The following is a 14,390-nucleotide window of genomic DNA, read 5'->3' as shown; positions in this document are numbered from 1 at the left end:
GTCGGTCTGTGGAGTCATGTGAGACACACATAGGAGACGTGTATATAGTCGTTGTGTGATTCCAGAACCTACCGCTCGCGGTGTCGCTCCCACGTACGGACGAGCCCGGCAAGCGTCTCGTTGACCGGGACCCGCTCGGTCGCAGTCTCGGCGACATAGCCGTTGATGGCATCTATTTCGGTTTGCTGACCGGCCGAGATATCCTGATACATCGACGAATGGTTGGCGGCGGTGTCGTCGACCACACGCTCGACGAGCGACACCGCACGCTCGTCGGGGAGGTCGATGCCCTGCTCCCGGGCGACAGCGGCCGTCTCGCGGGCCGCGTCCGCGGCGATGGCGTCGGCCGGCGAGTCGGCTAGCGCGCCGTTCTCCACGCGGGCGAGCGCCGTCACGGCGTTGATGCCGGCGTTGACCGCGAGTTTCTCCCAGAGGCGGGTCGGCATGTCCGCTGCGACGGTCGTCTCGATACCGGCCGCGCGGAAGGCAGCCCCGACGCTGTCAGCGACCGCAGACTGACCGCCGTTGCGCTCTCCCAGTACGACCTCGCCGCGGCCGGTGAACGCCACAGTGCCCGGTTCTCGAAGGCGTGCCCCATAGGAGCATGTCCCCGCCAGCACCGAACAATCGAGTACAGCGGCTAACTGCGATTCGTTGCCCATCCCGTTCTGTAGCGAAAGACAGGCATCAAGCGTACAGTCGGCAAGGTCCGCTGCAACGGTAGCGGTGTCGTATGCCTTGACCGTCACCAGCGCGAGGTCGGCACGTTCCGGCATCGCCGTCTGTGCGTTCGGGTGGACCCGAAACTCCTCGGCTCCGACGACCGAAAGGCCACGCTCAGTGACCTGACTCACGTGTGGCTCGCGACCGACAAGCGTCACGTCGTGTTCACGAGCGAGCAGGCCACCGACGAGGCTGCCGAGGCTCCCGGCCCCGACGACGACGATATCCATACCGACGGGCAGGGACGGCCCAGACAAAAACCCATCACCGACGTGCCGGAATCAGCACGCACTTGACCGCGAGCGACGAACGAGCGGCCATGAGCGACTCCGACGACGCCGAGGCGGTAGTTCGGGCCATCGACGAGATCGGTATCGACCGGCTGACCGAGACAATCGTCACGGCGTGGGAGGGCATCGGTGGCGGCGTCGAACCGGGTCCGACCTGGCCACAGGACGAGACCACACAGCGGTTCGAGCTATCCGACCCGGACGAACCGGTCGGGCTGGACCTGCTCGCGGCCGTGCTGGACGCGTCACCACGAACACCGGCAGAAGCATTCGTCCATCTCGGGTTGGGGCGACGGGACAACCCCGGTGCGGAACGGTTCGCTGTCGAGACGATTGCGGGCCACACCACTGTTTCGGCAACGGACACCCACACGACCGGAACAGTGCCGGTCACGGCAGAAACGTTCGATGCGCTGGCACAAGTCTACGGGGGGACACTGGTGTACGTGGCCATCTACGACGACGACGGACGCGCGATTCTCGAACGGGACTGGACGACGCTGCGGTTCTCGCTTCCGGCGTCAGCCGTCGAGACAGTGCAGGAAGCCGTCGGGGCGGTCGACGCCGAGCGGTTCGAACGGGCGTAAACGGCCTGTCACGCGGGCGTCGCCTCAGTCCTCCTGCCAGTAGTAGATGTCCTCCTTGGGCGCGTTGCAGGACGGACATTCGTCGGGAATATCCTCGATCTTGCCCATCTCACCGCATTCCCAGCAGCGCCACATCAGTTCGGCCTCGCCCGCGGCCCCGGCGCTGAGATGCTCGCTCGACATGGACTCAATGCCGTCCTCGACCGTGACGTAGAAGCCGTGTTCGTCGAACCCGCGGATGGTCCCGAGTGCGTCCCCGTCCTCGTCGTACACCGTCTGGCCGAACGAATACTCCTCGCTTTCGATGTTCGTGGTCATGTCAGCCATACGTAGGAACAGTCGTCCCGAGATGTGTTAAATGCTATCGTGAAACAGGACATACATGATTGATGAACCGAACCGAGGGAGAGCGAACCTGCCGGTCACCGGATGATACGCCCGCGTCGCTACTGCGAGAACAGGCTGTTGTGGACGGGTGCGAAATTGCTCTCCTGACTATCCTCGACAACGGAGTCGGTGACGGCGTTACCGTCGACGCCCGCGTCAAGGAAGTCCGCGAGCGGCGGCCCAACGTTGTCTGGTTCGACGAGGAACGCGTCGTGGCCGTGGTCGGAGTCGATGACGTGGTGGGCGACGTTCGCGTCGGCCGCCCGGAGCGAGTCGGCTAGCGCCTCCGCCTGCTGGGTGGTGAAGTGCCAGTCGGCGGTAAAGGACATCACCAGCGCGTCGCCGTCGAAGGCCGCCAGCGCGTCCGCATCGGACTCGAACCCGGCGGCGAGGTCGTAGTTGTCCATCGCCCGCGTCAGGTAGAGGTAGCTGTTGGCGTCGAAGCGCTCGGTGAACTTCTCGGCGTTGTAGTCGAGATACGACTCCACGTCGCGGTACGGGAAGAACGCGCCCGCGGCGTCGGTGGGGAACGTGCGGACGGCGTCCCGACCGGCGGCGCGGCGGCCGAAGCGGCGCTCCATCGACGCCTTCGAGAGGTACATCACGTGGCCCAGTTGGCGGGCCAGCGCGAGGCCGTCGCTTGGCGGCTCGTCGTCCTCGCCGTAGTAGTGGCCCTGCTTCCAGTTCGGGTCGGTCGTGATGGCCCGGCGGGCGATGGCGTCGAGCGAGAGGCACTGCGTGTCCAGTCGCGCGGCCGCGGCGATGGGAACGATGCGGTCGACGTGGTCCGGGTGGCGTTTGGCCCACTCGATGACGTTCATGCCACCGACGCTGCCGCCGACGACGGCGTGGAGGTGGGGAATCCCGAGTTCGTCAAGCAGGGCGCGCTGGGCCTCGGTCCAGTCCGTGACGGTGACCGGCGGGAAGTCCGTGCCGTAGGGCTCGCCCGTCTCCGGGTTCTCGCTTTTCGGTCCCGTCGACCCGTAGCACGAGCCCGGTACGTTTGCACAGACGACGTAGTACTCCGTGGTGTCGATGGCTTTGCCCGGCCCAACGATATCGTCCCACCAGGCGCGGGCCTGATCGGCGCTGTCGACTCGGTCGCGGCCGGCGACGTGGGCGCTGCCGGTCAGCGCGTGACAGACCAGCACCGCGTTGTCGCCGTCAAACTCCCCGTAGGCTTCGTAGGTGATTTCCAGCTCCGGAATCGTTTCCCCGCAGTCAAACTCGAACTCGCCAAGCGAGACAGTGTTGTGTTCGACGTTCATGTGACTCGTTCGATGGCCTCGTCGATATCTGCGATGATGTCTTCTGGGTCCTCAATACCGACGCTGAACCGGAGGAGGTCCGGCGTGACGCCGCTGGCACGCTGTTCCGCCTCGCTGAGCTGGGCGTGGGTAGTCGAAGCCGGGTGGATGACCAGCGTCTTGGCATCGCCGATGTTCGCAAGGAACTGAGCGAGGTCCGTCTCCTCGCAGAACCGTCGACCGGCATCGTAGCCGGCTTCCAGCCCGAACGTGACGATGCCGCCGAACCCACCGGAGAGGTACTGCTGTGCCAGGTCGTGGGTCTCGTGGCTCTCCAGCCCGGGATAGGTAACCCAGGCAACTTCGGGGTGGTCTTCGAGGTGCCGGGCGACAGCCATCGCATTCTCGCAGTGGCGTTCCATCCGCAGAGAGAGGGTTTCCGCGCCTTGGAGGGTCGCCCAGGCGTCGAACGGCTTCTGGCCGTCGCCGAGCGACCGGAGCGCGCGCTGGCGGGCGGCGACAGAGAAGGCTCGGTCGCCAAAGGCTTCGGAGAAGTTCTTCCCGAAGGCCTCGTTCTCGCCACCCAGTTCCGGGAACTTCTCGGGGTACTCGTCCCAGGGGAACGAGCCGCCGTCGACGAGGACGCCGCCGACGGTCGTCCCGGAGCCGTGAATCCACTTCGTCGTCGACTCCCAGAGGAGGTCCACGCCGTGATCGAGCGGGTTGCACAGAGCCGGCGTCCCGAACGTGTTGTCGACGAAGACGGGCACACCGTGGTCGTGGGCTACCTCGGCGATTTCCTCCATCGGTGGGACGACCAGCGACGGGTTGCCGATAGTCTCGAAGTGGACGTAGGCCGTGTCCTCGTCGATGGCCTCAGCGTAGGCGTCCGGGTCGAGCGTGTCGACGAATCGCGTCTCGATGCCCCGGCGGCTGGCGGTGTTGGAGTAATACGAGTGGGTGCCACCATAGATAGAGGAGGCCGTCACGATGTTGTCGCCGTTGGCTGCGAGGACGAACGTCCCGGCGTCGAGTGCAGCCATCCCTGACCCCGTTGCGACGGCGTCGACGGCGTTTTCGAGGGAGGCGATGCGGTTTTCGAGCATCCGGACGGTGGGATTGTCGAACCGCGAGTAGACGTTGCCGTCGTCATTCAGGGCGTACCGGTCGGCCGCGGTGTCGGCGTCCTCAAAGACGTACGACGAGGTCTGATAGATGGGCGGCGCGCGTGCCCCTGTGGCCGGGTCCGGCTCCTCCTGGCCGGCGTGGACACAGCGCGTCCCGAATCCGTAGTCGTCGGTCATGTGCAGTATGCATATATCTCTAGCTATCTATAACTCATAGTTACGGCAATTCTCTCTTATTGTGAATGGGTGTCATGGAATCGGGCCGCCCGCCAGCGAAACCGAGGGAGAGGGTATTTGTCGGTGGCTGTCTACACGCCGGTATGGACCACGACACTGCCGGACGAACCAGCCGACAGATTCTCGACGCCGTCGGCAGTGCCGTCATCGCTGACGACCACTTCCTCGAAACCGTCATGACCGGGATTCTCGCCCGGGGGCACGTCCTGCTCGAAGACGTGCCGGGCACGGGGAAGACGCTCACTGCCCAGTCGTTCGCGACGGCGCTTGACCTCTCCTTCAAACGGGTGCAGTTCACGCCGGACCTGCTCCCGTCCGACATCACCGGCTCGAACGTATTCAACGAGGCCACCGGCGAGTTCGACTTCCAGCCCGGCCCCGTCTTCGCCAACGTCGTGCTGGCCGACGAAATCAACCGTGCACCGCCCAAGACGCAAGCCGCGCTGCTCGAAGCGATGGGCGAGAAGCAGGTAACCGTCGACGGCGTGACCCACGACCTGCCCGAGCCGTTCTTTGTTATCGCCACGCAGAACCCCGTCGAACAGGAGGGGACCTTCGGCCTGCCCGAGGCCCAGCGGGACCGCTTCATCGTCAAGACCTCGATGGGGTATCCCGACTTCGGCGGCGAACGCGAACTCATCGACCGGCGGGCCGACCGGACCGCACAGGCACCAAGCGTCACCAGCGTCATCGACGGCGAGCGGCTGCCGGCGCTCCAGCGGACTGTCGAATCGGTCACCGTCGACGGCACGCTCCGGGACTACGTCGTCGAACTCGGCCGCGCCACCCGCGAGGACGACCGCGTGGATGTCGGCGTCTCCCCACGTGGGATTCAGCGGCTGTTCGAGGCGACCCGCGCCGCCGCGGTCCTCGACGGCCGCGACTACGCCGTCCCAGACGACGTGAAAACTGTTGTCGAGGAGGCGTTCGCCCACCGACTCGTCCTGACCGCCGACGCGGGCGTCCGCGGCGTCGACCCGGCAACCGTCGTCGACGACGTGCTGGACCGCGTCGAAGTGCCGGCCGTCAGTCCCTAACTGCTCAGGTTCGCTCGGTCTCGCGCTGTCGCTCCCGCTCCTGTTCTCGGACCGCCGCGCTGTCTTCAATATCTTCCAGCGTCTCCGTTTCGAGCAGTCGTTCCAGTTTCCGCTCGAACTGTTCGTCGGTCAGTTTCCCGTCGGCGTACCGGCGGCGCAGTCGTTCCAGCGGTGTTTCGTCGTCAGCATCGCTTGACAGCGCTGGCTCGACTTCATCAGCATCTGCTGCCTCCTCGTCCGTATCGCCGTACAGCAACTCCGTCAGCGGGACGACCACCACGTAGCCGACGAGCAGCGCCGCGAGCCACCACTCCTGACCCGTCACGAGGGCAACGAGCCAGAACCCGGTGACTGCCAGAGAGGCGAGTTCCGTCGCGTTGTCTCTGGCCCGTCGCAGCGGGGACCGGTCGGTCATACTGCAGACTTGTCACCACACCACAATGTATTGTTCGGTGCGGTCCTACCGTATCGCGGCCACCAGTGCCAGCACGGCGACGAGACAGACCACGAGGCCGGCTACGGCGACCGATGGCTCAACAGCAATAGAGCCACGGGCGACACCGGACAGCCCCGCCGTCGCCGCCGCGCCGACGCCGCCCACCGCGACGGTCCCGCCGGTGTGGACGAGTTCTGTTCGGCGCGTCGCGGCCCCGCTCCCGACCTCGTGTCCCAGCGTCGTCCCGAAGGACCCGGCGTCCCAGACGACAACGGCACCGACCAGGCCCGCAAGCACCAGCCACGTCGGCGTCGAAAGCGTCGCAGCGAAGGCGCTCGCACCGAACAGGCCGGCCGCGGCGAGCGTGACGCCGGCCGTCCGCTCTCGCAGATAATTCGTCGCCAGCGCCACCGACAGCTGTCCAGCGACACTGATGAGCGAAAACAGCGCCACGACGGCCAGCGCCAGTGTGACGGTCTCGGGGCCGTATACGTCCAGTATTGGAACGAAGAACTGTTCGACGGCCGCCGCGGCCGGCGTCGCCCGGAGCGCCGTTTCGATGGCATCGACTGCCGGCCCCGCGACCGCCACCACGGCGAGCGTGATGACGCCGCCGCCAACGTACGGCGCGAGGACGGTCCCCACGCGGTCGGCCGAACTCTGGACCGTCCGCCGGAGGAACCAGACAGCCACCGAGACGACTGTCCCACTGAGGAACAGCCACCAGAGGAGGCCACGAAGGCCCGGCGCTACCGTGACGGCGACAATGAAGTCGTACAGCCCAGCCGGGAGCAGTCCGGCCAGTGATGCCTGACCGAGGCCCAGTTCGAACAGCCCGGCGACCGGCGCGACCAGCAGGGCGAGCCGGCCCGTCCATCGAAACGTTCGCTCAACGACGGCGACAGCCCTGTCGACATCGGGCGCGTCGCTCGTTTCCGGGACGAGTTCGGAAAGCGGCAAGGCGTCGAGTCCGCGGGCCAGCGCCGCGGCGGCAAGGGCGAGCAACAGACTGAAAATGGCGATATGCGTTCGGCCGGGGACCGGGTCGAAAATCGGTTCCAGTACCCGAGTGAGGGCCTCGCCGGTCAGTTGCTGGACGCCCGGCGTTCCGGCGTTGGACTGCAAGAAATCGACAGCCCCCCGCGTGAACAGTACGAGGGCAACAGCGAACGGAACAGCGGTTGTCCGCACGACGACGCCACCGTAGGTCCCAACCCGCTCGGTGTCGACGACGCCGCGGGTGGCCGCGGTCGCGCCGAAGACGGCGGTCAGACAGCCAAGGACGACGATGACTTGCGACAGCAACGTGACGACCGCCGGTCGGACGCCAGCTTGGGAAGTGACGGGGAACAGTTCGGCACCGAGCGAGACGACCGTGCCGCCAGTGGCGAGGGAAAGCCCGACGGCAACTGGTAGCGCAAGGACGCTGGCCAGAACAGTTCCAACCGCCTGCCAGCGGTCCCAGCCGCTCAGCCACAGCGACAGTGCCAGCAAAACACCGGTGGCCACACCGACGAGCGCGGCCCGGTCGGCGGAAACGGTTCCCAGCAGTCCTGCGACCAGCAGCGCCGTCACGCCGATGACGGTGGCGAGGCTGGTCCAGGGCATCCGGGTCGGAAGCGAGATTGTGTCGTCCATTGTTACACGCTGAACAGGTCGGCGAGCGAGGCGCGGAGTGCCACGTCGATTGGGCTGTCGAGGTCCCAGTCGATGACGGTCGCGCCGGACAGTTCGGCCCGCTGGAGCCGGGCGGTGCGCTCGGTACTCGCGACAGCCGCGCCGAGGGAGTCCCCGCGGGCCAGCGACGGGCTGACGAGCGTCGTCGGGTACTCACGGACCGAAAGCGACGACACCAGCGAGACAGGCCAGTCGCCGGCGGCCGGGGAGAACACGACCACCTGCGCGGTCGGCGGGAGCCGAGCGAGCACCGCGAGCAGGGCCGGGTCCTCGATGGTCCCACCGTCGGCCGTCGTCGCCCTCGTAGCTTCGCCTCCGGGCTGCTCTGGTTGGTCGTCCTCGGACACATCAGCGTCACCGGCCGAATCGGCGTCTGACTGCCGAGCCGCGGCGCGGCCCACGCTGTCGAATATCTGTCTCGCGTGGGCGGCCGCGTGACCGCCAGAGGCGTCGACCCACGCCAGCCCGTCGGGGCCGAGTCCGCCGGGGACATCCTCGGAGGCCAAGCCGACAGCACAGACACTCGCGACGACGCTAGTTCGGGAGAGCGCGTCGAACAGGCGCTCGGCCGCGTAGGCAGACAGCTCCGCTCCTGTCGGGAATCCCGGCTCTGGCGTCACGCGGGCCGGCGGGCGAGCGTCGACAACCAGCACCGTCCTGACGGCCTGTTCCTCCCGATAGTCGATGGTGGTCAGCTCGTCGGTCTTTGCGTACCGCCGCCAGTCGATGCGGTTGACCGGGTCGCCGGGCTGGTAGCTCCGCGTCGAGTGGAACTCGAGCCCGCTCCCACCGGTGTCGGTCGGGAGCGTTCCCGCCCGCGGGAGCGTGGCGTCGGCCATCGGCACTTCGGAGACGGTGTTCGAGCAGGTCAGCGTCCCGTCGCCGGCCACGGGCAGGTCGACAGTTACCTCGTCGCTGGCCGACAGCGTCCGCACCCGCACCGCGGCGGCGTCGAACGTGTAGGTTCCGCGCTTTGCCATCACGGCATAGGACAGCGTCGCGCTCTCGTCGGGCCGCAGCGAGGTACAGAGCCGCGGTGACCCCTCGACGACTGGCAGTTCCTCGGGCACGCCGTCGATGACCCGCACGTCGGTCAGCGAACTGCTGCCGGTGTTCGTGAGGGTGAGTTCGACCGCGACCGGCTCGCCCGGCGTGGGCTGGGCGTCAGAAACGGACCGTGTTGCTTGCAAATCGGTTCCCGCCGGCATCCGCGAGAGCGCGCCGTAGGCGACGTAAATGAGCGGGATTGCGGTCGCCGCGAGCAACAGCGGCTCGGCGGTCAAAAGCGAGACGCTAACGAGAAACAGCGCGGCTGCGAGGCCGCCGCTCCAGCGCCGCACACGGCGGTGCATCGTCAGCGCTCACCTCCCGACACCTGTGCGATAGCGTCGACCGTCCGGCGGATGCGGCGGCGGCGCTCGCTCTCCGGGTCGAGCCACAGGCGGAGCCGGGCCAGCAGCGACTGTGGCTCCGTCGGGGACAGCATCGCCGCCGCGACGGCGTCGTCGGTCCACGTCCCCGCACGAACTGCCTGCTGTGCGGACGCCTGTGAGACACCAGCTCCGATAGCATAGGCTGTCGTCGCTGCCGCGGTGAGTCGCTCGGTAACCGTGTCCATCGCCGCGTCGTCGCCAGCGACGGCGTCGTCGATAGCCGCGTCGATGTCGGCAGCGAACAGCCGACTCTCCGTCGCTGTCACGTCTTCCGGCAGGCTGTCGACGGCCACGTCGAAGGCGGTCGGTGAGCCACCGCCCAGAAGCCCACCGAGCCAGCCGGCAAGGACCGCACAGAGTCCGACGGTCAGACTGCCAGCGAGGAGGATGGTTGTCGGGGCAACACTCCCGAGCACGGCGACAAGCGACTCCCCGGCGGCCGTCGGCGCGAAAACGAGAGAGGCCGCGACCCCGGTCGCCAGCAGCCCCACAGTTCCGAAAACGACCGTTCGCAGGCGCATCAGGGCCGCCCCTCCGTCGCGTCGTCAGTGTCGTCGGTCGCGCTGGACTGTTGCCCGGCGGCCGTCTCGATGTGCCGTATCGCGTCCTCGACGGCCGCCACGTGCTCCTGTGGGTCTCGCTGGCCGTACTCGACCGCCCGGAACGCGTCCCGGACCGTCCGTACCGCGGCCGGCGGGAGGCCGTCCCGTTCGATGGCGTGGGTCGCGATTTCGCCGGGTGTCCGCGTCCAGTACCGCCGGAGGGAAACGTGGGTCAGGAAGCGCGTCCACGCCTCGCGGATGGTGACGCGAGCCGCGGGCGTTCCGTTGTCCCCGTTTGATTCAGTCGTAGAGACAGCTGCCACCGCATCGCTGGCTGCGTCTTCGGCCGCTGCAAAGCGTTCAGAAATCCACGCTCGCAACGCGTCGAGCAACGCTGCCGGCGACCGGTGGCCGGTGAACAGATCACGGAGCGCCGCGGCAGTGAGTTCAAGTCGCGTTCGGAAGCGACCCAGCAGGTCATCGGCCACCACCGCAACGCCGACGAGCGCCCCGACAGCGAGTTCGCGTGCGGCCCGAACCCAGCCCCATAGCGTCCCCGGCGTGACGTTCCGCCGTCGAGCGCCGACGACCGTCCCGGCGAGGAGAACACCCAGACTCAGCACGACGCCCGCGGCGTTGACGAGTAGGCCACCGACCGTCGTCGTGGCCGTCTGGCCGTATTTCGAAACTGAAATTTTGGCACTCGCCGCGAGCGGCATCCCGACCGTCGCCTGACCGGCCGCGCCGGTCCGTGCTGTCGGCTCCCCGCCGACGGTAACGGTGGCGTTCGTGACCGGGTCCCCGTCCATCGTCGCGTTCACCGTCTGGCCAGCGACGGGGAGGGCCAGCGGAAGCGACGGCGACGTTGCTACGGAAAGCCGTGCAAGCACCACAGTCGTGTTCCCGCTGACAGCGTCGCGCTCGACGGCAACAGAGACGTTTCCGGGCTTGGTCGGGAGCGCGACGGTTGCGCGGCCCTGCCGGTCCGTCGTCGCCACCTGCTCACCGTCAAGCAGCACATCACCGTCCCGCACTGGCACGCCGTCGACAGTCGCGGTAACGGTCACCTCGCTACCAGTGACCTGTTCGCCGGTGATGCTCACCGACGCAGTCGTGTTCAGTTCATAGCTCGCGTTCGTCGACTGCTGGGCCTGTGGGCCAGTAATAGCGAAGGAACGAGCGCTGTCACGCGGGACCGACGGAGCGATGAGTGGGTCCGCATCGCTGGCTACATCGACAGTAATCGTCAGTTCGGCTTCGTAGGGGACCGTCCCGGAAACGGTGCCGGCCGGCCCCGTCGTTCCGACCGGCTCACCGTTGAACGAGACCGTCGCGCCTTCGACCGGTGCGCCGTCGCGGGTTACCGTTGCGGCCACCGCCGCGCCCGGCGTCGCCGTCCGATTGAGTTCGACGATGAACTCACCGGACTGCGAGACCGTCTGTCCGTCGCCCGAGTCGCCAGTTCCGTCGCTGTCACCGGTCCCGTCTGCACCGGTCTCAGTGCCCTCAGTTTCGTCACCGCCAGACTCCTGTCCACCTCCGTCGGTCGGGGTCTCGGTCTGTGGCTCGCCCGCCGGCGTCCCGACGGCGAACTCCTCGTCGGGGCTTCCGGACTCCGCGGCGCTGTAGTCCTGACTGCTGTTTTGCATCGCCTGCTGTTCGGACGCAAGGCGCTCCTGTCCCGGCGTTGGGTCAAACTTCACCCAGCCGACGCCCTCGAAGTACACCTCGACCCACGCGTGGGCGTTCATCCCGCGAACAGTGTACTGGTTCTGGCCGGTCCGCTCGCCAGTCGAGTAGCCGACGACGTAGCGCGCCGGGATGTCCTGACTCCGCAGCATCACCACCATCGACGTGGCGAAGTACTCGCAGTACCCCTTGTCCATCTGGAAGATGAACTCCGAGGCCACGTCGTCCTCAGGCGGCTGGCTGACGTTCAGCGAGTAGTTCTTGTTCGCCTCTAGCCACTGCTCGATGGTCGCCGCGGTCTGATAGGGCGAGTCGCTGTCTTCGGTCAGCCGGTCGGTGAACGGGCCCACCTGCGCCGAGGTTGACGCCGGCACGCCCGTGTAGCGTGATTCGATGTCCGCAGGGTAGTCGCGGCCACTCGTTCGTAGCACCTCTGGGTCGTCGGGGGGTGTCACGCTGGTCGCGCTGTAGGTCGTTCCGGCAGGGAGCGGTCGCTCGGACGTGACCGCGCCGTACTCGGTGACCATCACGTCGTCCCGGGACACCGATTTCGGCCGCCAGACGGTCGGCAGCGACGTGGCGGACTTGGCCAGTTGCACCTCGTAATCGACCGTCGAGTCGGCCATCCCGTCGACCGCCATCGGTCCCTGATAGGCCTGCGGGTCCGCTTGCCCGTCCCAGCCCGTGCCGGTGTAGGTTTCATATGCGCCAGTCCGCCAGTACGCCGGTTCCGAACTCGTGACGGTGAAATGCGGCTCCGTGTCCTGTGACTGATACGGGCTGTCGCCGCTGTCGCCACTATCGAGCGAGCCGCCAACATCAGTCTGGCTGCCCGGGTTCAGCGCGCCGAGTTGGCCGCCGCTGCCGCCGGTCGAGGTGCCCCCAGCCTCCCCGAAGGGGTTCTCCTGCGGGAGCGGAATAAGAGACTCCATCGGGCTCTGTGTCCCACCGGGTGCCAGAATCGGGAGCGTCGCCGTCGCCAACACCACGGCAACGACACACACGGCAGTGAGGAGGACACGGAGGTAGTCCCGGTCTGCCGATACATCGTCGAACGGCGAGTCGTCGGAGCCCACGTCGGATTGTCGTACTGTCCCGTCGCTGTCGGCATAAATCTGCTGTCAACGGTGGGGATAGTGAGCGCGGGTGTCGCGTTCTGTCGTCTGGAGTACCACGTCGCCAACAAATTGGCACCCCAGAGATTCACTAGTCGGCGTCAGTCGGCCCGGACAGTTCAGGTATTGACGGGTACGTATGGTTCAGACCGCTATTATAAGCGGTTATTGCGAACGGCCGGGCAGCCATACTTGAATGACTGCTGACACAAATGGAGCTAGTACTGGGTCGCGACAGTCGGACTGGGGCGCGTCACGACGGTCCGTTCTGTCGAGTATCGGTGCCGTAGCGGGCATCGGACTGTTCAGCGGAACCGGGCAGGCACAGACGGGCGCTGGACTATCGGGGACAGGGGCAGTGTACGTCGTCACGACGGGAGCCGGCCAGTCGAACGGGAACGGCAACGGTACGGAGTATCTGGTGCTTGACGGCAGCGGCAGCGTCGCGTTCTCGACCGGCGGTACTGCCGATGAGGCGTTCCAGTATGCCTTCGACAACGTGCCGGACAGCGGCGGGGCCGTTATCGCGAGCGCCGATACTTTCCGATTTGGCGAGCCGGCGACGATGGGCGACAACACCACACTGACCGGACAGCAGGGAACCCGGTTCGTTGCGTCACAGACGGGAACGGGCAAGGACCCCGCACCGTCCGAGTCCCAGTCGAACCCGCTGCCGGCCGGCCACGACCTCGTTCGCGTGCGCGGTGACAACGTCGCCGTCACCGACATCGAGCTCGACGCCAACGGGACACAGCTGAACAACCAAGCCATTCAGGCCGATCAGTGCGACGGCGTCTACATCGCTCGCAACCACACAGTGAACGGTTTCCAGATGGCGCTGTCGTTCACGCGGTGTACCGGCGTGACGGTCGAGCACAACGAGGTCGTCAATCCGAACTGGTACGGTATCACCAGCCGGGCCGCACCGACCGGCAGCGACCGCGACCTCCGGCAGTCCAGCGATGTGGTCATCGCCGGGAACCGCGTCGTCGGCGTGAAGTTCAATAACATCGCGCCGTACAACGTCGCGAACTTCGCCGTCATCGGTAACGTCACCGTCGATGGCGGCCACAGCCTCATCGCCTGCTCGCCGGCCCAGCGCGGAACCATTGTCGGGAACGTCTGTCAGGACCTGACGGAGTTCGCACCCGACCCTGGCGGCGAGGCGGGCATCGAAATCGAGTACAAGGAGACCCACCTCCGGGACGAGGTAGCCGGGACCCCCAAAGCCCGGTCGTCCGACATCACTATTTCGGGTAATCAGGTCGACAGCTGTCCGGTTGGCATCCTTGCGCGAACGGTCCCAGCGGATGCGGACAACACCGACGCACGGAGTGCAGAGCGACCGTACAGTTTCACCATCACGGGCAACACGGTCAGCAACGCCTCAGCGGCCGGCATCCGACTCCGGTCGGGCAACGCGGGCGTGGTCGCGACGAATACGGTCCGGAACGCCGGGACTGCGGTCGACATCGACGAGGAGTTCACCGCGGACATTGAGCAAGGGCTGAACGTGACCCGGTGACGGCGGTTCGAGAGGGGGTTGTAAGATATAAACCGCCGGCACGCAAACGACACAGCAATGACCGACGACGAGGAGACGGTCCAGTGCTGGCTGGTCGAACGCTCCAGTTACGGCGACGAGCGCATGGTGACGCTCATCTACGCGCCCCCAGAGGGCGACCGCCACCTGACCAAGCAGCTCTCGCCGAATCTGCTCAGACGGAAACGGATTACGGCAGCGACGGATGTCGAGGTCGACAAGCTCGAACCCGTAACCGACGAGGAGACGCGGGAGCGCTACGCCACGGAGGCCCAACGGATGGCCGAGCGCCACGACCCCGACGCCGAAGTGTAAGCGAG

At 66.7% G+C, this 14,390-nt stretch carries 13 protein-coding genes; 4 read left to right on the top strand and 9 right to left on the bottom strand.

Features of this window, described 5'->3' with window-relative positions:
* Positions 1-68: 68 nt before the first annotated feature.
* The gene (locus tag RR_RS17620) at positions 69-953 is read right to left on the bottom strand and encodes a ketopantoate reductase family protein (RefSeq protein WP_011224598.1); all 885 of its coding nucleotides are present in this window, start codon (positions 951-953) and stop codon (positions 69-71) included.
* A gap of 89 nt (positions 954-1,042) precedes the next feature.
* Between RR_RS17620 and RR_RS17615 the strand changes: the two genes are divergently transcribed.
* On the top strand, positions 1,043-1,600 hold the full coding sequence (locus RR_RS17615) for a hypothetical protein (RefSeq protein WP_011224597.1): 558 nt from the start codon (positions 1,043-1,045) through the stop codon (positions 1,598-1,600).
* Between the two features lie 24 nt (positions 1,601-1,624).
* Here RR_RS17615 and RR_RS17610 read toward each other — a convergent pair whose 3' ends face one another.
* From RR_RS17610 to RR_RS17600, 3 genes are all read right to left on the bottom strand, one after another.
* Entirely contained in the window at positions 1,625-1,927 is a 303-nt protein-coding gene (locus RR_RS17610) for a DUF7130 family rubredoxin-like protein (RefSeq protein ID WP_004964778.1), read from the bottom strand.
* 119 nt (positions 1,928-2,046) lie between these two features.
* On the bottom strand, positions 2,047-3,255 hold the full coding sequence (gene metX, locus RR_RS17605) for a homoserine O-acetyltransferase MetX (RefSeq protein WP_011224596.1): 1,209 nt from the start codon (positions 3,253-3,255) through the stop codon (positions 2,047-2,049).
* Positions 3,252-4,538, bottom strand: coding sequence for an O-acetylhomoserine aminocarboxypropyltransferase/cysteine synthase family protein (locus RR_RS17600; protein ID WP_004964783.1), 1,287 nt, complete (start codon positions 4,536-4,538; stop codon positions 3,252-3,254). The genes metX and RR_RS17600 overlap by 4 nt, the downstream gene beginning before the upstream one ends.
* A 143-nt stretch (positions 4,539-4,681) precedes the next feature.
* On the opposite strand from RR_RS17600, the gene RR_RS17595 reads away from it, so the two are divergent.
* A complete protein-coding gene (locus RR_RS17595) occupies positions 4,682-5,635 on the top strand; it encodes an AAA family ATPase (protein ID WP_004964785.1) in 954 nt (317 codons plus the stop codon).
* Positions 5,636-5,639: 4 nt separating this feature from the next.
* Here the strand turns inward: RR_RS17595 and RR_RS17590 are convergent, their stop codons facing one another.
* The 5 genes from RR_RS17590 to RR_RS17570 are packed head-to-tail and all read right to left on the bottom strand — an operon-like array spanning position 5,640 to position 12,488.
* Complete coding sequence (locus RR_RS17590; RefSeq protein ID WP_011224594.1) at positions 5,640-6,050, bottom strand: SHOCT domain-containing protein; 411 nt, start codon at positions 6,048-6,050, stop codon at positions 5,640-5,642.
* A 45-nt stretch (positions 6,051-6,095) separates the two neighbouring features.
* Positions 6,096-7,709: a DUF7519 family protein gene (locus RR_RS17585; RefSeq protein WP_011224593.1), complete on the bottom strand. Its 1,614-nt coding sequence runs from the start codon at positions 7,707-7,709 to the stop codon at positions 6,096-6,098.
* Between the two features lie 2 nt (positions 7,710-7,711).
* On the bottom strand, positions 7,712-9,100 hold the full coding sequence (locus RR_RS17580) for a DUF58 domain-containing protein (RefSeq protein ID WP_011224592.1): 1,389 nt from the start codon (positions 9,098-9,100) through the stop codon (positions 7,712-7,714).
* Between the two features lie 2 nt (positions 9,101-9,102).
* The gene (locus RR_RS17575; RefSeq protein ID WP_011224591.1) at positions 9,103-9,702 is read right to left on the bottom strand and encodes a DUF7269 family protein; all 600 of its coding nucleotides are present in this window, start codon (positions 9,700-9,702) and stop codon (positions 9,103-9,105) included.
* The gene (locus tag RR_RS17570) at positions 9,702-12,488 is read right to left on the bottom strand and encodes a transglutaminase TgpA family protein (RefSeq protein ID WP_049939082.1); all 2,787 of its coding nucleotides are present in this window, start codon (positions 12,486-12,488) and stop codon (positions 9,702-9,704) included. Before RR_RS17570 ends, RR_RS17575 begins: the two co-directional genes overlap by 1 nt.
* A 235-nt stretch (positions 12,489-12,723) precedes the next feature.
* Between RR_RS17570 and RR_RS17565 the strand changes: the two genes are divergently transcribed.
* Both RR_RS17565 and RR_RS17560 read left to right on the top strand, forming a co-directional pair.
* A complete protein-coding gene (locus RR_RS17565) occupies positions 12,724-14,052 on the top strand; it encodes a NosD domain-containing protein (RefSeq protein ID WP_011224589.1) in 1,329 nt (442 codons plus the stop codon).
* Between the two features lie 57 nt (positions 14,053-14,109).
* Positions 14,110-14,385 (top strand): hypothetical protein, encoded by a 276-nt coding sequence (locus RR_RS17560; protein WP_007189664.1) that lies wholly within the window; start codon positions 14,110-14,112, stop codon positions 14,383-14,385.
* Positions 14,386-14,390 lie beyond the last annotated feature (5 nt).

Source organism: Haloarcula marismortui ATCC 43049, from assembly GCF_000011085.1.
In the GTDB taxonomy this organism is placed as follows: domain Archaea; phylum Halobacteriota; class Halobacteria; order Halobacteriales; family Haloarculaceae; genus Haloarcula; species Haloarcula marismortui.
The sequence above is the reverse complement of the archived record's forward strand: the minus strand, read 5'-3'. Positions and strand labels throughout refer to the sequence as shown.